The following is a 23,146-nucleotide window of genomic DNA, read 5'->3' as shown; positions in this document are numbered from 1 at the left end:
TCATCACCTTGTGTATCATACAACATCTTTCTTAAGGTGTCAAGTGTTTTTTCTTTACAAACTTTTGTTCTCCCGCTTTTATCTTGTCCGGGCTGAACTGGTTGACGGTCAAATCTATTACCAGGCCGCACCCTGCCGGGTACACCAAAGAATTTTAGATAAACTACACACTGCCATAAATAATTATATCAAATCAAAAGCCGGTTTCTGTGAGGTCTACCCTGCCCCATTCGCTGTTAAATTATATGAGGATAAGAAAACCATCGTTGAACCTGATATAAGCGTCATATATAACCGTGACAAGCTTACAGACCGGGGTTGTACCGGGGCGCCGGATTGGATTATTGAAATTGTTTCGCCTGGTAATTCCAGTCATGACTACATCCGGAAGCTAAACCTGTACGCCGACGCAGGAGTTAGGGAATATTGGATCGTGGATCCGATCACGCAGACAATCCTCGTGTATAACCTTGAAGAAACCCACTTCCAAGTAGGTACTCACACATTCCACGATAAAATAAAAGCAAATATATATGATGATCTGTGGATTAACTTTTCAGATATCAGGCTTTGATCATTGTCCGATTATGGCAGCAGTTTTACGCTGTACCTGTCTGTTTTTTCTCTATTCCATCTGTTGTTTATTTTCCGCCTTGCGCTGTGACAGCTCCTCATGGATCTTTTCCATTTTCTTCTGACTCAGATCATAAAACACAAGCAGCACTGCCCCCAGGATCAAAAGACCTGCCGGAAGTCCCATGGAGATGACACGGATTCCGCGTATGACCTGTTCGGTGGGTTCTGTATTTGCCACATATCCCACCATGGAAAGTCCGAAACCGGCTATGGCGGTGCTGAATACCGCAGCAATCTTGATGGAGAGCTGGAACATGGAAAAGTAAAGGCCCCTGGCATTCTTCCCGGTCTTCCATTCCCCGTAATCCACAGTGTCCGCGTACATGGAGGTATTCACCACATTTCCCCAGGAATATCCGATGTATCCCACGGAAATCAAGGCAATGATCGCGGTGACGCTGCTGCTGAACAGAATGGCCAGAATCATTCCCGCTGCCAGTACAAGATTTCCGGTGATATAAGCGTTTCGTTTCGATAAAAATCTTGTGACAAAGGGCACGCTGCTTGCCCCCACAAAAGCCAGAATATTGACCACCCCGAAAAACGGAGCCGCGCCGTTGATATCATGCACCACATATTTGAAAAAATAAGGGAACATGGCGTACATGACCAGCATACTTAAGATGCGGGTCACATCTGTCAGAAACAGCAGCATCAGATTCCTGTTCTTTAAGACAAGCCCCAGCATTTCCCCCGCTTTCAGACTGTCTTTTTTTCCTGAATCTCCCGGCATACTCTGAATATCTTTTCCTTTGGAAGCCCAGAGCAGATTGCCATATAGGAGCACACACACAATCCCCGCCACTATGGAAGCCAGGAAAAAACCTCCGGCATTCATCTCTTTTCCTCCGCCTAATATGGTGATCAGGGGAATCAGCAGAAATCCGGCCAGACATTTTCCCAGGGCATTTCCCTGTCCGCGGAACGTGGAGAGCTGTACACGCTCTTTCTGGTCATTGGTAAGGGATGAATTCATGGATGTATATCCCGTGTAGGCAATGTTTGTGGAGATACAGAACACTGCATAGACGATACAGGCCAGAACCGCCTTTGCCGGCATGGAAATACGATTATTCAAAAACATAAGTGCATTGGTGACGAAAATAAGTGGCGCGCCGATGATCAGCCAGGACCTGTATTTGCCCCATTTCATATGACTCTTTTCTATCACCGCACCGATGACCGGCGGGCTGCAGCTGTCAATGATCCTTCCCACCATCATCAGTGTTCCGGCTGCCGCTGCCGTGATTCCCGCCACATCTGTATAAAACATGAGCAGATATGTATTCGACATGGTGACCATAAAGATAAACCCCAAATCCGCAAGACCATAGGATACCTTCAGATATCCCCCCAGTTTTTCTTTTCTCTTTTCCATTTCATCCTCCTTCTCCGTGTGATTGGCAGTTACTTATTTTCCCTCCTTTCAATTTTGAATATTTTTCATTTTATATAATATTCATTGTAGCAGGTTTCCGTTGTCATGTCCACGTAATCTGTGATATTATGTAAAAAATGGATGTAGAAAAATAAGGGGGGATTTCATGCAGTATGCCAACGGAATATTGACAAAGGAATTGATTTACCAGACCGCTCGCCGGCTGATGTACGAGAATGGATATAAGAAGACCACATACCAGATGATTGCCCAGAAAGCAAATGTACCGGTGGGACTGGTCAATTATCATTTTAAAAAACAGGAACTGCTGGATAAAATATATATGGATTATCTCTGTCAAATCCAGGATTTTATTGCCGCACAGGCAGAGGGACTTCTCGACAATGAGCTGCAGGCTCATATGCTGCAGTCCAACATTATGATGACACAGATTTTTCGCGATTCCCATATCCTCTCTTTTCACCTGGAGGTCAATGAGAGTGATCTGGTTCCCCCTGCCTTCCACGGGGCTGTCAGAAAAAAACAGGTGGAAATACTGAACTATTTTCATGTGGATATCACACCGGAATCTTATTACTGGTGCGCAGCCGCAGAGTACGGTGCCAGACGTGAACTGATCCTGCAGAACAAAGATGTGGATATCAACAGCAGTGATTTCCGGCGGCTGTTGGATCTGCTGCCCACCATAGCAGTCCGGATCGCAGGATTAAGCCCCGCGATCATTCAGAAGAACCAGGAAAAGGCCAACCGGGTCTTTGCTGGGCTTGACTATTCCGGGATTCTTATGCTTCCCTGAAACAAAGCAGGATGACGTTCCCTGCTGCCGGACGCACAACGAGGGTACTGTGAGATATCACAGTGCCCTCGTTTTTTGATATTTATATTTTCTTTTCCATTGCCTATATCATATACTATTTCTTCACGGCCTGCAAGCAGAAACGTATATTATTTTTCGACTCTTGTCTCGGGCTGCTGCTTTTCACAGATCAAGCCAGTCAAGAAAGCGTCTCATCCATACTTCCGCTTCGGAATCCTTCCATATCCAATGTAATATAAGAAAATCCTGTCTGTTTCAATCTGTCTGTTATCTCCTGCCTCTTTTCTATAAATGCAGAAAAATCAGATACAGGAATCTCAATCCTTGCAATATTGCCGTGCAGGCGCAGTCTCACCACCGGAAACCCTGCCTGCTTCAGATATGTCTCACCGTCCTCGATCTTCCTTAAGGTATCCGGCTGCAGATCAGCCCCATAGGGAAGGCGGGTGGCAAGGCAGGGGGCTGCGGGGCGGTTTGCCACGGAGATTCCCAGCTTCTCTGCAAGGCTTCTCACCTCTTTTTTTGTAAGACCCGCTTCGGCAAGAGGACTTTTTACCCCCAGCTCACGTACTGCCCTAAGGCCCGGCCGGTATACATGGAGGTCATCCTCATTGGTTCCCTCCAGGACTGACGCCGCATGGACCTTCCCGGCAAATGTTATGAGGTTTTGGAACAGCATTTTCTTGCATTGGTAGCATCTGTCCACCGGATTGTGTTGAATGGCAGAATTATCCAGCTCATTGATAAAGATCACCTGATGGATGGCCCCCATCTCTTTTGCCACCTTTTTTGCGATATCTAAATCGCAGGACGGGTGAAGCACCGTGTCAAAAGTCACTGCATATATTTTAGTGCCCTCTGCGGCACAATCCACAGCCAGTTTCAGCAGCAGGCTGCTGTCCGCACCGCCGGAAAAAGCGATGCACACATCCCGGTCTGTGTATTTCTTCATAATAGAATATAATGCTTCTTCTTTCTCTGTAAAATTCTGATTCATTTTCCGTCTCCGTTCATTCTCTTATCCGCCGCGTCCACAGCCTCTTTACAGATTTCCGGGAAACTGCGGTCTGCTGTTCTGCAGGCGGCTTTCATATCTTCATATTCGGGATAAAAAAATTCCTGTCCGTGATGGCTGCATTTCTTAACCCTCACTTCCTGTCCGTCCGGAAGTGTGACTGTGATGATCTCTCTTGGAAGGATGCTCCGCTCCTCCCTGTATTTTCTGAGACCGATACTGGTGGTCTCACGGAAAATGACAGTTTCCATTTTCTCCTCATCCTTCGGCCTGCAGATGACCTGGAGCATGTAGGCAGGACGGTTTTTCTTCATGTATACGGGTATGCAGGAGGTGTCAAGTGCCCCTTCCCGTAACAGGCATTCCATGGCATACCCCAATTGTTCACCGGAACAGTCATCCACATTTGTCTCCAGCACGGTAACAGTATTCAGCGAACCTGCGGCAATTCCCTGATTTGTCTTCACAGCATTATCTGCCCCATTTTTCCTGTTCTCTGTACTGCCGGCCGCTTTTTCCTTTTTTTCGGATACAGCATCTGTATCCGTGTTCAGGATCATGGCACGCAGAATATTGGCATGGGGAAAATCCTTTTTCCCTGCTCCCACACCGACCTTTTCAACCACAAAACGCTCAGGGAGTTTTCTTTCCGCAGTGAGAGCGGCTGCAATTCCCGCGCCTGTGGGTGTGATCATCTCCCCTTCCACCGGCGTAAATTTTACGGGTATCCTGTGGTCAGCCATCATCTCCAGCACAGCGGGAGCCGGTACGGGGATCCTGCCGTGCTGACACCAGGTGGTTCCCTTTCCTTCCCAGAGTTCAGAAGTCAGGATGCTGTCAAATCCCAGCTTGTCCAGACATATGGCTGCGGCTGTTATATCCACTATGGAATCCACAGCCCCCACCTCATGGAAATGCACCTGGTCCACAGGCATTCCATGGACCTTCGCCTCCGCTTCTGCAATGACGTGAAAGATTTTCAGACTCATTTCTTTGACACGGGAATTCAGCTCTGACTGGCTGATCAGTTCACTGATCTCTTTGTAACTGTTGTGGGAATGGCTGTGACTGTGTTCGTGTCCTTCCCCGGGATGGGAATGGTCATGACTATGGCCGTGCATTTCTCCATCCTCTTTCAGTATCACATCAAAGTCTGCCGCTGTGATCTGGTTTTTCTTTGTCCTGGATATTTTGATCTCGTATCCGTCCAGATGCAGCTTGGCAAGCTCCTGCCTCAGAAACGCCTCTTCCACTCCCAGGTCCGTAAGCGCGGCCACTGTCATATCACCGCTGATTCCCGAATAACATTCCAGATATAATTTTCTGCTCATCTCATCTTTTGCTCCTGTCTTCTGTGTATTTTACGATACGGCGCAGGTTTTTCCCTGTAAACCGGTATCCTGATTTTTCTGTTTTCTCTTTTTAGTCTATCACAGACTCTGCCACAACTGCAATTCACTGTTTGCCAAACGTGTGGGTATATTTTTTGCGCTGTTACTTATTCTATCACACTTTCCATGGACTGAAAATGTCAGAAATTGATATATATGCCGGATACTATCCAAATATTGCTTTTTTTTCCATTTTGTCTTGTATCTTATATAGTTAAATGCTAAAATTATCTCCAGAATACATAGATTGGAGGATTAACGAATGACAGCATCTAAAGTGTACTACTCAGACCTTCGTGTAAAAAATGGAGACAACCTGCTGACAAAGCTTCAGCGTTTGATTAAAACGGCCGGCATCGGCGAAATTGATTTTGAGGACAAATACGCTGCCATCAAAATGCATTTCGGAGAGCCCGGAAATCTGGCCTTTCTTCGCCCGAATTATGCAAAGGCTGTTGCAGACGTGGTAAAAGAGCTGGGAGGAAAACCATTCCTCACCGACTGCAACACATTATATGTAGGAGGCAGGAAAAATGCGCTGGATCATCTGGACAGCGCAAACTTAAACGGTTTCCATCCTCTCACAACAGGCTGCCAGGTTTTGATTGCAGACGGCCTGAAGGGAACAGATGAGGAGCTGGTACCCGTAGAGGGCGGCCAGTATGTAAAAGAGGCAAAAATTGGACGTGCAGTCATGGACGCAGATGTATTTATTTCCCTGACTCATTTCAAAGGCCATGAGGCTACCGGATTCGGCGGTACCCTGAAAAACATCGGTATGGGCTGTGGTTCCCGTGCAGGCAAGATGGAGATGCACAGTGCCGGAAAGCCTCATGTAGATCAGGATCTGTGTATCGGATGCAGACAGTGTGCAAAGGTCTGTGCTCATGATGCCCCGCAGTTCGAGAACAAAAAGGCCTATATTGACCACGACAAATGTGTGGGCTGCGGCAGATGTATCGGTGTCTGTCCAAAAGATGCCGTACAGCCGGCTTCCGATGAGTCCAATGATATCTTAAACTGCAAGATTGCAGAGTACACAAAAGCCGTTGTGGACGGACGCCCCAATTTCCACATCAGCCTTGTGATCGATGTGTCCCCGTACTGCGACTGCCATGCGGAAAATGACGCGGCCATTGTGCCAAACATCGGTATGTTCGCTTCCTTTGACCCGGTAGCCCTGGATATGGCCTGCGCTGACGCGGTCAATGCACAGCCGGAGATCAAGAACAGTCTTCTGGGAGAGATGACGGAAGAAGAACATCACCACGACCATTTCCACACCATTTTCCCGGAGACTAACTGGGAATCCTCTATTGAGCATGCAGTGAGGATCGGACTTGGACAGAAAGAATACGAATTGATCACTGTGAAATAAAAAGGAATTTCCCTGTCTGCATAATTGCAGACAAGAGCCACAAAAAGAACGACGAGACGGCTGCTGTCCGGATTACTTCCGGCAGCAGCCGTCTCTTTTTATGCTGTCGCTCTTTTCATGTCACTCTGTATCTCTCACTTCCGCGATTCCAAACAACGCGTCATCCAGCCTTCCAAGCTCTTCCTCTTCAATTGCCAGCCTGCCGTCCTGTTCCTCCACAGATATCTCCAGGGACTTTTCTTCTCTGTACTCCACGATCTCCAGGGAGCTGTCCAGCACCTCTGTGAGCACATCCCCCAGATAGAGCGTTTCCCCGTCTGAGGGAATGCTCTCTGTCTCCAGATAGGAATCATATTCCGCGCTGATGGTTTCCTCCACAGGCAGGGGGCGGTAGGTGACCGTTACCAGATAGCCGCTTTGCTCCCCATGCTTTTTCTGTGCCTCTCCCACCTGGTAATCGGCCTTTTTCAGTATTTTCCTGCATATATCCGTAAAACTGCTGTACTTCTCATCAGAGGAAAAATGCAGTTCTTTTACCCCGGAAATGCTTTTTTCCAGAAGCGCTTCTGACTCTTTTTCTGCCTGGGAAGCGGAGATGCCTGTCAGTTCACAATATTTCTCCGCACTCTTCTGATACCGGTAGTCCAGACATGCCTGAACATAACCGCTCACATCCTCTGTCCTGCGGCATCCTCCCAGAAGCAGAAGGGATGCTAAAATCAGACCGGCAGCCGCAATTTTGTTTATGTACCGCCTCATGGTGATCAGAGATTCGCTGTAATCTGTTTCGGGCGGTATCCCTCATCCTCCAGCGCTTTGATGATCTGGTTCTTGTGGTCCGTACCGAATGCCTCAATGGTGATCTTCAGCTCCACAGCCGCGGAACGGTTGGCGCTGATAAACTGGTTATGGTCCAGTTTGACTACATTGCCCTGCTGCTGGGCGATAACAGTTGCCACACGCACCAGCTCACCGGGCTTATCAGGCAGAAGAACAGAAACTGTAAAGATTCTGTCACGGGCGATCAGACCAAGCTGTACCACAGAGGCCATGGTGATGACATCCATATTGCCGCCGCTTAAGATGGATACCACCTTTTTTCCGGTGAATTTTAAATGTTTCAGGGCAGCCACCGTGAGAAGTCCGGAATTCTCCACGATCATTTTGTGGTTCTCCACCATATCCAAAAATGCCACGATCAGTTCGGAATCCTCAACCGTGATGATCTCATCCACATTTTTCTGGATATATGGGAAGATATGGTCGCCCGGGCGTTTTACTGCAGTACCGTCTGCGATGGTGTTGACCCCGTCTAAGGTCACCACCTCCCCTTCTTTTAGGGATGCCTGCATACAGTTTGCACCCGCCGGCTCCACACCGATGACTTTGATGTTGGGATTCAGCAGTTTTACAAGGGTGGAAACGCCTGTCGCCAGACCGCCGCCGCCGATGGGCACCAGAATGTAATCCACCAGGGGCAGTTCCTTGATGATCTCCATGGCAATGGTTCCCTGTCCGGTGGCTACTGCAGGATCATCGAAGGGGTGGATAAAAGTGTATCCGTGCTCCTCCGCCAGTTTGTAGGCATACTCGCAGGCTTCATCGTAAACATTTCCGTACAGGACCACCTCCGCGCCATAGCTTTTGGTGCGCTCCACTTTGATGAGAGGTGTCGTGGTCGGCATGACAATCACAGCTTTTGCGCCGAAGGCTTTTGCCGCGTAGGCAACGCCCTGTGCATGGTTGCCTGCAGAGGCGGTGATCAGGCCTTTGCCGCGCTCCTCCTCAGACAGGGTACTGATCTTATAGTAGGCGCCGCGGAGCTTGTAAGCTCCTGTCACCTGCATATTTTCCGGTTTCAGGTAAACTTTGTTGCCGGTCTGTGCGCTGAAATAGTCGCTGTAGACCAGCTTGGTGTCCTGCGTCACTTTTTTTACTGTTTCCGACGCTTCTTCAAATTTTTCCAGGGTCAGCATAATTTTTCTCCTTTACTCCTTGATGTCGAAAAGCGCGTTTACGAATTCATCGGAATTAAATTTCTGCAAATCGTCAATGCTCTCTCCTACCCCTATATATTTCACCGGAATGTCAAGCTCAGATTCGATTGCCACCGCAATTCCGCCTTTTGCTGTTCCGTCCAGTTTCGTTAAAATAATGCCTGTCACATTGGCAACCTCATTGAATTGTCTGGCCTGCAGAAGCGCGTTCTGGCCTGTGGTGCCGTCCAGGACTACCAGTGTCTCCAGGTATGCCTCCGGATATTCCCGCTCAATAATGCGGTAGATCTTTCTCAGCTCCTCCATGAGGTTCTTCTTATTGTGAAGGCGTCCTGCCGTGTCGCAGAGAAGGACATCCGCGTCCCTGGCTTTTGCCGCCGCGATGGCGTCATAGACCACACTTGCGGGGTCTGCCCCTGACTGTCCGCCGATCAGCTCCACACCGGCCCTTTTTGCCCACTGGGTAAGCTGTTCCCCTGCCGCTGCGCGGAAGGTGTCTGCTGCCGCCAAAATGACTTTTTTCCCCTGGTCCTTTAACTTGCCTGCCAGCTTGCCCACAGATGTGGTCTTGCCCACACCGTTGACACCGATGACAAGGACCACAGACTTGCGGTGCTCGAACTCATATGCGGTCTCCCCCACAGCCATCTGGGATTTGATGCTGTCCATGAGAAGCTGCTTGCACTCCTGCGGGTCTTTTATCTTCTTCTCAGCCACCTGGGCCTTTAAGTCCTCCACAATATGGGTGGTGGCATTGATCCCCAGATCTCCCATAACAAGGATTTCTTCTATTTCTTCATAAAAATCATCGTCAATACTGGAGTATCCGCTGAAAATGGAATCTATGCCGGATACAATATTCGCCCTGGTCTTGGAAAGTCCCGCAACCAGGCGCTGAAAAAAGCCTTTCTTTTCTTTCTCCTCTGCCATATGCCCTCCTATTTGTCCAAATCGTTTTCTATGAGGTTGACGGAAACAAGTGTGGACACGCCCTTTTCCTGCATCGTGATACCGTACAGGCGGTCAGCAGCCGTCATGGTTCCTCTTCTATGTGTTATAATAATAAATTGCGTATTTTTTGTCAACTTATGAAGATATTTTGCGTAGCGGGTAACATTGGAATCGTCCAGCGCTGCCTCAATCTCATCCAGCAGACAGAAGGGGGACGGCTTCAGGTTCTGGATGGCGAACAGCAGGGCAATGGCTGTCAGCGCCTTCTCCCCACCGGAGAGCTGCATCATATTCTGCAGCTTTTTGCCCGGGGGCTGGGATATGATGCGGATGCCTGCCTCCAGAATATCCGCGTCCTCATCCAGTTCCAGCGTACCCTTTCCTCCGCCGAACAGCTCCTTGAACGCTTTGTCAAACTCCATGCGGATCTGTGAAAATTTCTCCTCAAACTGATTCCGCATACCTGTATCCAGCTCATCTATGATCTGGAGAAGGGTCTGCTCCGCCTGTACCAGATCCGCATGCTGTGTGCTTAAGAAGGTATGGCGCTCTGACAGCTCCTTATACTCCTCAATGGCATTTACGTTCACATTGCCCAGCTTTTTGATCTCATCCCTCACGACTCCCAGTGCTTTCTTGATCTCTGTGCGCTCCAAAAGCTTGGCAGGAGCCTGGCCAAGTGCCTGGCCATAGGTCATCTCATATTCTTCCCACATATAGTTGACCTGATTCTCTTGGTTTTCCTCCAGCTTTTCTTTCTGGCTGGTGAGACGGTAGCACTCCTTGTCCAGAAGGTTCATTCTGGCGGACAGCTCATCCCGCTTGTCAAAGAAGGACTTGTGGGTGCGGTTCATCTCCTCTTTGCGCTGAAGGTACTCCTGCATTTTTGCCTCGTCCTCCACCGCTTCCTTCTCTGCCTGTCTGATAGTCTGCCGAATTTCTTCAATGTCCCTGACTTTTTTCTCCATATCGGCCTTACCGTTTTTAAGGCTGCCCTGCAGAGCTTCCATCTGGGACTGTAAATTGTCATTCTCCTCTTTCAGCCTTGACAGGTTCTCCTCCAGGAATCCCCGTTTTGATGTCAGGTTGGCAGTCTCCAGATGGGCCTGTTCCAGACTTCTGGAACGTTCTGATTCCAGCTTCTTCTTCTCATCCAGAGTCTCCTGGTTCCTGGTGATGGCATCCTCCAGGGCTTTTTCCTGAGCCGCGCTGGTCTCCAGCTCCAGACGGATAGAATCGCTGTTCTCGGATATCTCGGCCACCTGTTTTTCAAGCTCTGCATTCTCTTTTTTCAGGCTTTCATATCCGTCTGCGATCTCCTGCTTTTTGGCTGACATAGACTGCAGATTCATGCGCACGGTGTTGTCGCGCAGATACTGCTCCTGCAGAAGTTCCGAAAGGCGTGCCACCTCATCACGGAAATGGTTTCTCTTTTCCCGGAATCCGTCCAGCTCGGCCTGCTTCTTTTCCAGATCTTTTTTGAGCAGCTCCACACTGTTCTGCAGCTCATCGATCTCTCTTCGGCGCCCCAGCAGATTGCTGTTATTCTTAAAGGCACCGCCGGTCAGGGAACCGCCGGGGTTTAAAGACTCACCCTCAATGGTTACCATACGGATGGTATACTGGTATTTCCTGGCAATGGCAATACCGTGGTCAATGTGGTCCACCACCAGGGTCCTGCCCAGCAGATAGTTCGTCAGCCCCTCGTACTCCTTGTCCACAGTCACCAGCTCACTGGCCACTCCGATAACACCCGGCTCTTTTAATGCCGCTGCATTGGCAAACGGCTTTTTGTTTTTCATACTGGTGAGGGGAAGGAAGGTTGCCCGGCCGTACTTGTTGCGCTTTAAAAAGGTGATCAGTTCCTTGGCTGTGCCCTCATTGTCTGTGACTATGTTCTGGATGCTGCCGCCGAGAGCGGTCTCAATGGCAGTCTCATAATTTTTCTGGACTTTGATCAGATCCGCCACAACACCCCGGATGCCCGGAACATTTTTTTTCTGCTCCATGACCCGGCGGATACTGTTGCCGTAGCCGTCATAGCGCTCTGTGATATTCTGCAGGGATTCCAGGCGGGATGCCTCCCTGTGATAGGCGGTCTGTCCGATGTCCAGCTCCCGGCTGGCTTTGGAGATCTGTGCCTGGCAGCGCTTGATCTCATCCTCGCTGTCATTACTCTGTCTGGTGAGCTTTTCTATGTTCTCCTCTATCTCCTGCTGTTCCTTCTCGTAGCGCTCTTTTGCCTCTCTTTGCTGGCTTGCCTCGCTTTTCAGGCGCAGGAGTTTCTGGTTTAGCTCTGTCTTTCTCAGGGATATCTGCTCCATCATGGCATCATAACGCTGCATCTTTCCCTTGGTAGAGGCCCGCATATTGAGGATTTCTATGATCTCATTCTTATCCTCCTCAATCTTCCCTTCCAGTTTGTGGATCTCAATAGCCAGATCCCGGAATTCTTTTTTTGCCGCTTCCTGGGCTGCCTCTGCTTTTGCAAGCCCGGCATCCAGCTCACTTTTTTCCCGGGTGTATTTCTCCGTATCTTCCCGGCGTCTGGCGATCTCGCCTTCCAGGTGCTTTACCCGCTCCCGGTACTGCTCATCACTCTGTCTTGCCGCGTGGATCTGCTCGTTTAAAACATTGATCTGACCTTCCAGCTGCTGCTTGAGAAGGGCCTTCCCGGTGGATTCTTCCCGGAACTGCTGAATCTTCTCCTCCAGTTCCTCCAGCTCCTTTTCAAGCTGCTCGTACTCGGTCTTGGTGGTCTCAAAGCTTTTGGTGGTCTCCTCCAGGTCATTTTGGGCAATGGTATACTTGCCCTCCACCTCGCGAAGCTGCTCTTTGATCCGCTCCATCTCGGAGAGGAACATCTGGGTGTCCAGGCCCTTTAATTCCTCCCTTTTCTTTAAATACACCCTGGCTGTCTCGGACTGGCGCTCCAAAGGCGCAAGCTGTCTTGTCAGCTCTGAGAGGATATCACTGACACGGGTCAGGTTCTGCTGCTCCTCCTCCAGCTTTTTAAGGGCGGAAGCCTTTCTCCGCTTGAATTTCACGATTCCGGCCGCCTCGTCGAAGAGCTCTCTTCTCTCCTCCGGCTTACCGCTTAAGATCTTGTCGATCTGGCCCTGTCCGATAATGGAATAGCCCTCTTTGCCGATACCGGTATCGTAGAACAGCTCATTGACATCCTTTAACCGGCAGGAGGTGCCGTTCATGAGATACTCACTCTCACCGGAACGGTACAGCCTCCTGGCTATGGTGACCTCCTCATAGTCAATGGGGAGCTGGTGGTCGCTGTTGTCAAGGGTAATGGCAACGTAGGCAAATCCCAGGGGTTTTCTCGTCTCCGTGCCGGAGAAGATAACATCCTGCATATTGCCCCCTCGGAGCTGTTTGGCGCTCTGCTCACCAAGTACCCAGCGGACCGCATCGCCTACATTGCTCTTGCCGCTGCCGTTTGGCCCCACAATGCCGGTAATGCCGTTATGAAATTCAAATGTTATCTTATTGGCAAAGGATTTAAACCCCTGCACTTCAATACTCTTTAGATACATAAATCACCTTTGTCATTTTTCAGTTTTTTGATGGCGCAGTAGGCTGCCTGCTGTTCGGCTGCCTTCTTGGTGTGGCCGCAGCCCTCACCCAGCACCTTTTCTCCCAGAAGTGCCTGCATATAGAAGGATTTGTTGTGGTCAGGTCCTTCTTCCCTAAGGAGCACATACCGCACATCCTCCTCATACCTGCCCTGTACGATCTCCTGAAGTGTAGTCTTGCTATCATAAAAGAGCTGTTTATTCTCAATATCATTCAGGATAAACCTCTGAACGAACTCTTTTGCATTAGCAAAACCGCCATCCAGGTAAATGGCGCCGATCAGCGCTTCCATGGCATCTGACACAATGGAATCTCTCCTGCGGCCTCCTGTGGCCTCCTCGCCTTTACCTAAAAGCAGATACTCACCCAGTGACAGCTCTCTTGCACAGAGCGCCAGAGTTGGCTCGCAGACCATGCTGGCACGCTTCTTTGTCAGTTCTCCCTCAGGCATCTGGGAATATTTTTCAAACAAAAATTCACTGGAGGTCAATTCCAGCACGGCGTCTCCTAAAAATTCCAGGCGCTCGTTGTTTCCCACATAGGAAATTCGATGCTCATTGGCGTAGGAGCTGTGGGTCATGGCATTAATGAGCAGATCGAAATTCTGGAATTTATATCCTGTCTTTGCCTCCAGTTCCATGAGTTTTTTCAAGTTTTTCATATTTTTCCTTTCCGGGACATGTCCCGCATTTTCTGTTTTGATAAGCAAAAGAGGATGCCGCCAAACCCCCGGAAGATTCAGATTGAATCCGGCAGCCGGATTTGGGGCATCCGATATGTCATTAACCAATCAGGTTTTTAATCTCTTCCACCGCATCGCCTACGGATACGATCTTCTCCACCTGTTCTGTGGGGATCTCGATATCAAATTCCTCCTCGATACCCATGATGATTTGAAAAATGTCCAGAGAGTCGGCTCCCAGGTCTTCAACAAATGTGGTGTCCATGGAAACCTCCTGTGTATCCACATTTAAAACCTCTGCTATAATCTTCTGTAATTTTTCCAGTTCCATCTCTTTTCCTCCTTACGCTTCTTCCTTTTTATCTGACGAAATGATATTCTCCCGGATCCGTTCGCTGATATTCTGCTCTTTGAACGAAATACACTGGATGATGGAGTTTTTTACCTCCGCAGACTTGGAACTTCCGTGGCATTTTACCACAAGTCCCTTGAGTCCCAAAAGCGGTGCTCCGCCGTACTCGCTGGCGTCAAAGCTTTTTAATGTGGATTTGAGGGCCGGCTTTACCAAAAGCGCGCCTATTTTGCTGCGCAGGCTTGTCATCATGCCCTGTTTCACCTTGGAGATCAGAGTGGCCCCCACGCCCTCATAAAGCTTCAGAATGACATTTCCCACAAAGGCTTCTGTCACGATCACATCCGCCGCACCGTTCGGGATTTCTCTGGCTTCAATGCTGCCTACAAAGTTAATGTCTTCACACGCTTTCAGCAGCGGATATGTTTCTTTCACCAGGGCATTTCCCTTTTCTTCCTCAACGCCTATGTTCACAATTCCCACACGGGGCTTTTTGACGCCCATGACATGCTCCATATAGATGGAACCCATACGGGCAAACTGTATCAGATGGGAAGAGCGGGCATCCACGTTTGCACCGCAGTCTATTAAGAGAGACACACCGTCTCTTGTGGGAATCAGCGGGGCCAGAGGCGCTCGCTCCACACCTTTGATCCTGCCCACAATGGTTGTCCCTCCCACCAGGATGGCTCCGGAGCTTCCTGCGGATACGAAAGCGTCTGCTTCCCCTTTCTTCACCAGCTTCATCCCCATTACGATAGAGGAATCCTTTTTGCCCCGGATCGCGGCAACCGGCGGTTCTCCTGTCTCGATCACCTGGGATGCGGGGACGATCTCAATCCTCTCCCCCGGATTGCCGCAGGCCTCCAGTTCTTTTTTTACGGCCTCTTCCAGACCTACCAGAAGCACCTTCAGGTTTGCTTTTTCTTTCACAGCGTCCACTGCACCTTTGACAATCTCTGCCGGTGCATTGTCGCCTCCCATGGCATCCACTGCCACAATTGTCATATTCTCCATATTCTGCCTCCTGTATTCTGCAGATAATTTTACCAGACATCCTTTAAAACCGCAAGAGGGCTGCTGTAAAAGAAACATCTTTTACAGCAGCCGCCTGCCATTTTTATATACCTGTCTTTTACTGCATCTTTCCGTCGCTGCCCAGATGATAGCCTTCCACATCCGTATCCACTGCCATGGAACCGTCATCCTTCAGATAATACCAGGTGCTGCCTTCCTGGTACCAGCCTTTCCTCATATACCCATGGTCATCAAAGGCATACCATTTGCCGTCGATTTCCAGCCACTGGCTCTTGGGAAATGTGCCGTCCCCGTAATCATACCACCAGCCTTTATCCGATTCTTTCCAGGTTCCGGAGGTCTTTTTCTCCTTCTTCTCTTTCTTTTTTTCCTCGGATTTCTTCTTCTCGGCGTTCTTGCTCTCTGCGTCGTCTGAGACTATGACCTCTGCCGTGTCGCTGGTGATCCCGTTTGTGGAGGAACCGATGGTGCTGGTCGCTACCACATAGTAATACATGGTCTTGGCTTCACCGGTGGGCGGTGTAAAGGTGTTCTTTGTCTCGCCCTCCACAGGGGTGCCGCCTCCGTTGGTGTTGGTCTGGCTCTGATACCACTGGTATGTGATAACGCCCTTGTCCGATGTCTTGGCCTCCACTTTCAGGGCCTCGGCCTTGTCTCCTGTCTTATAGGTAACGGAACCGCTTAAGTTTGTGGTCAGCTCCGGTTTGGCAACCTCAACCTCCGGCTCCTGGGTTTTGTTCTCGTCTTCCTCTTCACTGCTCTTCTCTGTATTGTCCGGCTTGGGGTCTGTCTTCTCCAGCACCTTGTCCATCACCTTTTCCCCGCTGCAGCCTGTCACGGCAAAAGTAAGGCATCCGACTGCAAGAAGCAGAATCCCTTTCTTTAACCATTTATTCATCCATCTTCCTCCTTTAATAGAAATGTAATGTTTTCATCTAATCTACGTCATACCAGTTCTATATTAACTTGTTTTTACATAAATCGCAAGGTTTTTTATAAATTTATTACAAAAATATTACAAAAAAGGCCTCCTGGTTGTCCAGAAGGCCTTTCTCATGCATGAATTATTCTTCACCCATTTTGATGATTTCTTTTTTGTTGTAACTTCCGCAAGCTTTGCACACTCTGTGTGGCATCATTAAAGCTCCACATTTGCTGCATTTTACTAAGTTCGGAGCGCTCATTTTCCAGTTTGCTCTTCTTTTATCTCTTCTTGCTTTTGAAGTTTTATTTTTTGGACAGATGGACATAGTTACACCTCCTTAAATTTGCTAAATATATCACGGATTGCTGCCATTCTCGGATCGAGGCTTTCCTGCTCACAGGAACAGGGGCCGTCATTTAAATCTTTGCCGCAATGGCTGCAGATTCCCTTGCAGTCCTCTTGACACAGGACCCGTAAAGGCCAACGGATTAAAATCTCATTATGCACTAACTGCTCAACATCCAGGCTACAACCTGTGACATAATTAATTTCATCTAAGTCTTTTATCCTGTCTTCCTCCGAAACCTTCATATCCATATCTCTTTCCAGTGCAAAGGGAAAGTCCACCGGGACCTCTTTTAAACAGCGGTCACAGGGAATGGACAGAGTCACACTGCCTCTTGCTTCCAGGTGCAGAACCTTTTTGCCGGTATTCGTAATTGTAAGAATCACTGGCTCTTTGTCCTTCACAGGAAAGCTGCCCAGTTTCGATTGAAAGGAATCCATGGAAACAGGTGCTTCTATGACCTGTGTCTTTCCTTCCAGGGATAAAATTTCTGATAAATCAATTAGCATAATAGTCTCCTAATCACACCTAGTAAATTATACATAGGGATTTTCTATTTGTCAACTATTATTTCTGATTCTTAACTAATTCTGCTGTTTCCTGACAGATTGCAAGCTCTTCGTTGGTGGGAACTACGGCAACTTTCACTTTGGAATCTGCTGTGGAGATAATCATGTTCTCACCGCGTTTCTGGTTTGCTTCCTCGTCCAGAGTGATTCCCAGGTAGGAAAGGCTCTTCACAACTGTCTCACGAACCGGAATAGCGTTCTCGCCGATACCGCCGGTGAAAGCGATGGCGTCCACGCCGTTCATGGCTGCAACGTAGGAACCGATGTATTTTACAATGCGGTAGCACAGGCAGTCAACAGCTCTCTTGGCATCCGGGTTGCCCTGCTCTCTGGCTTCGTTTAAGTCACGGAAGTCGCTGGACAGGCCTTTTGACAGACCTAACAGACCGGATTCTTTGTTCAGGATGCGTACCATCTCTTTTACATCAATGTTTTCTTTTCCGCAGATGAACTCTAAAACAGCCGGGTCCAGGTCTCCGGAACGTGTACCCATAACAAGACCTTCCAGAGGAGTCAGGCCCATGCTGGTATCCACACATTTGCCGTTCACAACAGCGCTGATGGAGGAACCGTTTCCTAAATGAGCTACGATCACTTTGGAGTTGTCCGGGTCAAGTCCCAGGAATTTAATGGTCTCTTTGGATACGAAACGATGAGAGGTTCCGTGGAAACCGTATTTGCGGACTTTGTATTTGTCATAATATTTGTACGGAATCGCATACATGTATGCTTTTTCCGGCATAGTCTGATGGAAAGCGGTGTCGAATACAGCTACGTTTGGTTTGCCCGGCATCAGCTCCATACATGCACGGATACCCATTAAGTTTGCAGGGTTGTGCAGAGGTCCAAGGTCACAGCACTCTTCAATAACAGAGATCACCTCGTCATTGATAATACAGGAGTCAGAGATTTTGGCGCCGCCGTGCAGGACACGGTGTCCGATGGCTTCCACTTCATCCAGACTCTTTAATACGCCTGTTTTCGGATTGACCAAAGCGTCCAAAACCATTTTGATGGCCTCTGTATGTGTTGGCATTGCTGCTTCTGTTGTCTCTTTCTCACCGCCTGTGGGCTGGTAAACCAGTCTTCCGTCGATACCGATACGTTCGCATAAGCCTTTTGCGGCCACTTCTTCTGTGTCAGAATTGATTAACTGGAATTTCAGGGATGAACTTCCGCAGTTTACTACTAATACGTTCATGTTTTTTCCTCCGTTATCATACATCTTCGCGGCCAAAATGACCACGTTTGGTATCATTATACATCTTTTCAAAAAATGGTACAAGGGTACCTGGGAAATTTACGGAGAAATTTTGTATTCTTTTCAAAACATTTTTTCATAATATGCATGTAAACAGTTGTCTGCAGCGGATGATTTTGTTATATTATAGGCATCGCACGGTCAAAAAGACGCAGACCTGAACGGACCAATGCAGCAATCACCAGAAGGGAAACGAAAAATCATATGAGCAGAATCACCGGCATAGTAGCTGAATACAATCCTTTTCATAAAGGCCATGCCTATCACTTGGAAAAAGCCAGAGAACTTACAGATGCGGACTATCTTGTTGTGGTCATGAGCGGAGACTTTGTCCAAAGGGGCGCTCCCGCCCTGTTTGACAAGTATCTGCGCACAGAGGCGGCGCTTCTTGGGGGCGCTGATCTGGTGCTGGAGCTTCCCGCCGCAAATGCATGTGCCAGCGCGGAATCTTTTGCCTGGGGTGCTGTCTCGATTCTGGAGCAGCTTGGATGTGTAAATGCGCTCTCTTTTGGCAGTGAAACCGGGGATACGCAGGCGCTCCTTTCCTGCGCCGAAGTGCTTTTACAGGAAAGTGATGCCTACCGGGAGCAGCTTCGCTCCCTCTTAAAAAAGGGGTACTCTTTTCCCGCAGCGCGCAGGGAAGCAGTGGGTGCCCTGAACCATCCGGGACTTCTGCCGGAGCTTTTGGATTTCCCCAACAATATTCTGGGCCTGGAGTATATCAAGGCTCTCAAAAGGGCCGGCAGCAGCATACAGCCGACTGCCCTGAAACGTGCCGGGGCCGGGTATCACGACGACGCTCTCACCGATTCCTATTCCAGCGCCACTGCAGTGCGGAAGCTTATACGGGATAACGATACGGAAAAAAGGACAGAATCCGTCCACTGGTCCAAACTCCTTGCAGGGGCCATGCCGGAGTCCTCCGCCCTTCTTACAGCCAGGCGCCTGTCCGCGGAGGCTCCTGTGTGGGAGGATGATTTTTCCCTGCTGCTCTGCTATCAGCTTATGCGGCTTTCCCCGAAAGAGCTGGCCGCATATTCCGATATGTCCCCGGAGCTTGCAAGGCGCATACACGCGCACCTAAACGAATTTCACAGTTATTCTCAGTTTTCCGCACTTCTTAAGACGCGTGAGCTGACTTACACCCGCATAAACCGCGCGCTTCTCCATGTGCTTCTGGGCATAAAGGCAGAAAAGGGCTGTCCCCCGAAAGCCTCCTACGCACGGATTCTGGGGTTCCGTAAGAACGCCGGAGGACTCTTAAAAGAGATTAAGGCAAATGCGGATATGCCCCTTGTCACCAAGGCCGCGGATTACGGAAAACTTCTTGCCCCGCAGTCTGCAAAAAGATTTGAACAGGATCTGTTTGCCTCCAATCTGTACAGCACCGTGCGCGCACAGAAAAACGGGACAGCCTTTGTAAATGATATACAAAAGTCTCCCGTTATCCTTTGATCTGCAATCTGCATCCGCACTTCTATTTTATTTTCTGCTCTGCTGCCCCATGGCAGCAGCTGCAGTTTCCACTGCAGCTTCCGCATGTTTTGCCGGCCTTTTTGTCTTTCACGATTTTTCTCACGACCAGCCCCACTATACAGAGCAGGACCAGCAGAACCAGGATTGTTCCAGCATTCATATTCATCTTACCTTTCCGGGCGGGACAGGAGGCACTTATGCCTTCACTGCCTTCCCTGTTTTCATTTTTATGTTCCATGTATCTCCTTTTTCCTTATACGGTCTGAACAGCATATACAGGAAGAATACCACAACCAGGATCGCCGCCGCAGTACCTATACCGAAGGCTCCGCCCTCCAGCAGATGTCCGATCTGGTAAACAACCAGGGAGGAGCAGTAAGCCAGCAGTGTCTGGTATCCAATGGCAAACCAGAACCAGCCTCCATTGTTCATCTCCCGTTTGATCGCTCCCATCGCCGCAAAGCAGGGCGCGCACAGAAGGTTAAATACCAGGAAAGAGTAAGCTGCAGCTGCTGTGAAGCTGCCTGCCAGTGTCCCCCATATCTCAGCACCGTCTTCTGCCACCTCGGCAAAGCCATAGAGGATACCAAAAGTGCCGACCACATTCTCTTTTGCCACCAGTCCGGAAACTGCTGCCACTGCGGCTTTCCAGTCTCCCCATCCAAGGGGGATGAACAGCCAGGAGATGCCTCTTCCGATACCTGCCAGCAGGGAGTTCTCCATATCCTCCACCATACCGAAAGAACCATTCTCGAAACCAAATCCCTGTGTGAACCAGATAAAGATAGTAGAGAGAAGAATCACCGTGCCTGCTTTTTTAATGAAGGACCAGCCTCTCTCCCACATGCTGCGCAGGACATTTCCCACAGTGGGCATATGGTATGTAGGAAGCTCCATAACGAAAGGCGCCGGATCTCCGGAGAATTTTCTGGTCTTTTTCAGAATGATGCCGGAGCAGATGACAGCCAGAACACCTGCAATATACGCACTGGGCGCCACCCACCAGGCCCCGCCGAAGATAGCACCTGCGATAAGCGCGATAATAGGCAGTTTCGCGCTGCACGGAATGAATGTGGTGGTCATAATGGTCATCTTCCGGTCTCTGTCATTTTCAATGGTCCTTGATGCCATGATTCCCGGAACCCCGCATCCTGTGCCAATCAGCATGGGAATGAAGGATTTCCCGGAAAGACCGAATTTACGGAAAATACGGTCCATGATAAAAGCCACACGTGCCATATATCCGCATCCCTCCAGGAATGCCAGGAAGAGAAACAGCACCAGCATCTGCGGCACGAATCCCAGTACGGCGCCTACACCGGCAACAATGCCGTCCACGATCAGGCTCTGAAGCCATGCCGCGCAGTGAACAGCTTCCAGTCCGTTATTCAGCAGTTCGGGTATGGCAGGAACATGCAGGGAGGAGAATCCCAGGAAATTCCACCCGTCAGCGAATACCCCGTCGTTCACCCAGTCTGTGGCCCATCCGCCCACAGTGGAGACGGACACATAATACACCAGTGCCATGACGAGAAAGAAGATGGGAAGGCCGAGGAAACGGTTTGTGACAATTCCGTCAATCTTATCTGAGGTGGTCATTTTTCCCCTGCTCTTTTTGATATACGCTTTTTTTACAACAGCTCCTATGTACGTGTATCTCTCATTGGTGATAATGCTCTCGGAATCATCGTCCAAATCTTTTTCCACGGAAGCGACGATGGTTTCCACGTCCGGCAGGCCGGATATGGTCTCGCCGATCTTATGATCTCTCTCAAACAGCTTTACCGCGTAAAAACGTCTCTGTTCTTCCGGGATATTGCCGTCCAGCAAAGACTCGATCTCATCCAGGGCTTCTTCCACACGCTTCTGGAATCTGTGGACCGGGGCGCCTGCGCTTTTCTTTTCGGCAATGCGCACAGCCTTGTCTGCGGCTTCCCGGATACCGGTTCCCTTCAGAGCAGAGATTTCTACCACTTCACAGCCGAGCTGTCCGGACAGTTCACCGATCTGAATGATGTCTCCGTTTTTCGCCACCACATCCATCATGTTCACTGCCATAATGACAGGGATGCCAAGCTCCATAAGCTGGGTGGACAAATACAGGTTTCTCTCCAGGTTCGTGCCATCCACAATATTCAGTATGGCGTCAGGGCGTTCTGTGATCAGATAATTTCTGGCTACCACTTCCTCCAGTGTGTAAGGGGACAGGGAATAAATTCCCGGAAGGTCCATGATGACTACATCCTTGTTTCCCTTCAGTTTTCCTTCCTTCTTCTCTACTGTAACACCGGGCCAGTTTCCCACAAACTGATTGGACCCTGTCAACGCATTGAACAGTGTGGTCTTGCCACAGTTTGGGTTGCCGGCAAGCGCAATTTTTACTGACATTCTCTCTTCCTCCTCTATTTCCAAAAAATACGGTTAGAAGCCTCTAACCATAAATCCTAAAAAAATGCTGCGGCCGTTTTGGCGGGCAGCTTATCTACTGAATCTCGATCATCTCTGCGTCTGCTTTCCGCAGGGAAAGTTCATAGCCTCTCACCGTCACTTCTACCGGATCGCCGAAGGGCGCTACTTTTCTCACATAGACATCTGTGCCCTTGGTGATCCCCATATCCATGATCCGGCGTTTTACAGCGCCTTCCCCGTGCAGTTTAACCACCCTGACGCTCTGTCCGCATTTTACATTCCGCAGTGTTTCCATGTCTGCATATCCTCCTCTTTCTACATCACCACGCCCGTTATAAGGTACGGCTTACATCTATTTCTATCAAACCAGGATCCTGTTGGCCATCTCACTGCTGATGGCAACTCTGGAATCCTTTACACTGACGATCACGTTTCCGCCTAACCGGGAAACCACCGTTACGTCTGTTCCTGTCACAAAGCCGAGATTCTCCAGATGGCGTCTCACTTCTTCTTTGCCGCCCACTTTTTTGATCTGCTTTGTTTCTCCTGCTGAAGCCATAGTCAAAGGCATTTTCATCACTCCTTAATTTTCCATCATCCTTACAGTTAGCTTTTTCTAACTAACTATAAGTTAGCACACACTAACACATTTTGTCAATATATTTTTTTACTTATTTTTCCTATTTGCACAAGTTCTTTTTTCTACAAGTTCCTCCAGTACACAGTCACCCGGTCCCTGGCATCTCTCACGCAAACATTTACCCGCGTCTTTAGCGAAGACGAGATCCACCGTTTACGGAAACTTAGACACGAGGGCTCTCCCGAGTGCTCTTAGTTGTAGTTAACGGTTAGCTCGGCTGAGCGTTGCGGGTGTTTGCGTGAGAGATGCCAGGGACCGGGTGACGTCCGCTTAGAA

Annotated in this window: 22 protein-coding genes; 4 read left to right on the top strand and 18 right to left on the bottom strand. The window is 49.2% G+C overall.

Annotated elements, in window-relative coordinates; genetic code table 11:
• Nucleotides 1-43: 43 nt before the first annotated feature.
• Nucleotides 44-574, top strand: a complete 531-nt coding sequence (locus tag LC508_RS02350; protein WP_103732436.1) for a Uma2 family endonuclease — start codon at nt 44-46, stop codon at nt 572-574.
• A 51-nt stretch (nt 575-625) separates the two neighbouring features.
• Here LC508_RS02350 and LC508_RS02345 read toward each other — a convergent pair whose 3' ends face one another.
• Complete coding sequence (locus tag LC508_RS02345) at nt 626-2,014, bottom strand: MFS transporter (protein WP_103732435.1); 1,389 nt, start codon at nt 2,012-2,014, stop codon at nt 626-628.
• A 166-nt stretch (nt 2,015-2,180) separates the two neighbouring features.
• Here LC508_RS02345 and LC508_RS02340 point away from each other — a divergent pair, with 166 nt between their 5' ends.
• Nucleotides 2,181-2,831 carry a TetR/AcrR family transcriptional regulator gene (locus LC508_RS02340; protein WP_054352467.1) on the top strand — a complete coding sequence of 217 codons (651 nt, stop codon included), beginning with the start codon at nt 2,181-2,183 and terminating at the stop codon, nt 2,829-2,831.
• Between the two features lie 199 nt (nt 2,832-3,030).
• Here the strand turns inward: LC508_RS02340 and larE are convergent, their stop codons facing one another.
• Together larE and larC are read right to left on the bottom strand one after the other, a co-directional pair.
• Complete coding sequence (gene larE / locus LC508_RS02335; RefSeq protein ID WP_054352466.1) at nt 3,031-3,849, bottom strand: ATP-dependent sacrificial sulfur transferase LarE; 819 nt, start codon at nt 3,847-3,849, stop codon at nt 3,031-3,033.
• Nucleotides 3,846-5,198, bottom strand: coding sequence for a nickel pincer cofactor biosynthesis protein LarC (gene larC, locus LC508_RS02330; RefSeq protein ID WP_054352465.1), 1,353 nt, complete (start codon nt 5,196-5,198; stop codon nt 3,846-3,848). Before larC ends, larE begins: the two co-directional genes overlap by 4 nt.
• Nucleotides 5,199-5,520: 322 nt before the next feature.
• Here larC and LC508_RS02325 point away from each other — a divergent pair, with 322 nt between their 5' ends.
• A complete protein-coding gene (locus LC508_RS02325) occupies nt 5,521-6,636 on the top strand; it encodes a DUF362 domain-containing protein (protein ID WP_054352464.1) in 1,116 nt (371 codons plus the stop codon).
• A gap of 120 nt (nt 6,637-6,756) precedes the next feature.
• Here LC508_RS02325 and LC508_RS02320 read toward each other — a convergent pair whose 3' ends face one another.
• The 11 genes from LC508_RS02320 to LC508_RS02270 form a co-directional block, all read right to left on the bottom strand.
• Nucleotides 6,757-7,395 (bottom strand): hypothetical protein, encoded by a 639-nt coding sequence (locus tag LC508_RS02320; protein WP_103731948.1) that lies wholly within the window; start codon nt 7,393-7,395, stop codon nt 6,757-6,759.
• Nucleotides 7,396-7,400: 5 nt separating this feature from the next.
• The gene (gene ilvA / locus LC508_RS02315; RefSeq protein ID WP_103731949.1) at nt 7,401-8,612 is read right to left on the bottom strand and encodes a threonine ammonia-lyase; all 1,212 of its coding nucleotides are present in this window, start codon (nt 8,610-8,612) and stop codon (nt 7,401-7,403) included.
• Nucleotides 8,613-8,624: 12 nt separating this feature from the next.
• Entirely contained in the window at nt 8,625-9,563 is a 939-nt protein-coding gene (gene ftsY / locus LC508_RS02310; protein WP_033143385.1) for a signal recognition particle-docking protein FtsY, read from the bottom strand.
• A gap of 8 nt (nt 9,564-9,571) precedes the next feature.
• Nucleotides 9,572-13,132 (bottom strand): chromosome segregation protein SMC, encoded by a 3,561-nt coding sequence (smc, locus tag LC508_RS02305; protein ID WP_033143384.1) that lies wholly within the window; start codon nt 13,130-13,132, stop codon nt 9,572-9,574.
• Nucleotides 13,123-13,833: a ribonuclease III gene (gene rnc / locus LC508_RS02300; protein ID WP_033143394.1), complete on the bottom strand. Its 711-nt coding sequence runs from the start codon at nt 13,831-13,833 to the stop codon at nt 13,123-13,125. The genes smc and rnc overlap by 10 nt, the downstream gene beginning before the upstream one ends.
• A 121-nt stretch (nt 13,834-13,954) precedes the next feature.
• Nucleotides 13,955-14,185, bottom strand: a complete 231-nt coding sequence (gene acpP / locus LC508_RS02295) for an acyl carrier protein (RefSeq protein ID WP_033143383.1) — start codon at nt 14,183-14,185, stop codon at nt 13,955-13,957.
• Nucleotides 14,186-14,197: 12 nt separating this feature from the next.
• Nucleotides 14,198-15,223 carry a phosphate acyltransferase PlsX gene (gene plsX, locus LC508_RS02290; RefSeq protein ID WP_103731950.1) on the bottom strand — a complete coding sequence of 342 codons (1,026 nt, stop codon included), beginning with the start codon at nt 15,221-15,223 and terminating at the stop codon, nt 14,198-14,200.
• 118 nt (nt 15,224-15,341) lie between these two features.
• Nucleotides 15,342-16,142, bottom strand: coding sequence for a hypothetical protein (locus tag LC508_RS02285; protein ID WP_052099689.1), 801 nt, complete (start codon nt 16,140-16,142; stop codon nt 15,342-15,344).
• A 166-nt stretch (nt 16,143-16,308) separates the two neighbouring features.
• Nucleotides 16,309-16,494 (bottom strand): 50S ribosomal protein L32, encoded by a 186-nt coding sequence (gene rpmF / locus LC508_RS02280; RefSeq protein WP_018597460.1) that lies wholly within the window; start codon nt 16,492-16,494, stop codon nt 16,309-16,311.
• Between the two features lie 2 nt (nt 16,495-16,496).
• Nucleotides 16,497-17,024 (bottom strand): YceD family protein, encoded by a 528-nt coding sequence (locus LC508_RS02275; RefSeq protein WP_054352460.1) that lies wholly within the window; start codon nt 17,022-17,024, stop codon nt 16,497-16,499.
• Between the two features lie 58 nt (nt 17,025-17,082).
• Nucleotides 17,083-18,285 (bottom strand): acetate/propionate family kinase, encoded by a 1,203-nt coding sequence (locus tag LC508_RS02270; protein ID WP_033143381.1) that lies wholly within the window; start codon nt 18,283-18,285, stop codon nt 17,083-17,085.
• Nucleotides 18,286-18,549: 264 nt separating this feature from the next.
• On the opposite strand from LC508_RS02270, the gene LC508_RS02265 reads away from it, so the two are divergent.
• Nucleotides 18,550-19,800, top strand: coding sequence for a nucleotidyltransferase (locus LC508_RS02265; RefSeq protein WP_103732641.1), 1,251 nt, complete (start codon nt 18,550-18,552; stop codon nt 19,798-19,800).
• 22 nt (nt 19,801-19,822) lie between these two features.
• Here the strand turns inward: LC508_RS02265 and LC508_RS02260 are convergent, their stop codons facing one another.
• The 4 genes from LC508_RS02260 to LC508_RS02245 all read right to left on the bottom strand — a co-directional run bounded on the left by LC508_RS02260 (nt 19,823) and on the right by LC508_RS02245 (nt 22,801).
• Nucleotides 19,823-19,987, bottom strand: a complete 165-nt coding sequence (locus tag LC508_RS02260) for a FeoB-associated Cys-rich membrane protein (RefSeq protein ID WP_225305300.1) — start codon at nt 19,985-19,987, stop codon at nt 19,823-19,825.
• A gap of 29 nt (nt 19,988-20,016) precedes the next feature.
• A complete protein-coding gene (gene feoB, locus LC508_RS02255; RefSeq protein WP_103732640.1) occupies nt 20,017-22,209 on the bottom strand; it encodes a ferrous iron transport protein B in 2,193 nt (730 codons plus the stop codon).
• A gap of 94 nt (nt 22,210-22,303) precedes the next feature.
• On the bottom strand, nt 22,304-22,525 hold the full coding sequence (locus tag LC508_RS02250) for a FeoA family protein (protein ID WP_033143378.1): 222 nt from the start codon (nt 22,523-22,525) through the stop codon (nt 22,304-22,306).
• A 66-nt stretch (nt 22,526-22,591) separates the two neighbouring features.
• Complete coding sequence (locus LC508_RS02245) at nt 22,592-22,801, bottom strand: FeoA family protein (protein WP_054352457.1); 210 nt, start codon at nt 22,799-22,801, stop codon at nt 22,592-22,594.
• Nucleotides 22,802-23,146: the final 345 nt, after the last annotated feature.

The sequence above is a fragment of the Blautia parvula genome, assembly GCF_020215665.1.
GTDB classification, from domain to species: domain Bacteria; phylum Bacillota; class Clostridia; order Lachnospirales; family Lachnospiraceae; genus Blautia; species Blautia celeris.
The sequence above is the reverse complement of the archived record's forward strand: the minus strand, read 5'-3'. Positions and strand labels throughout refer to the sequence as shown.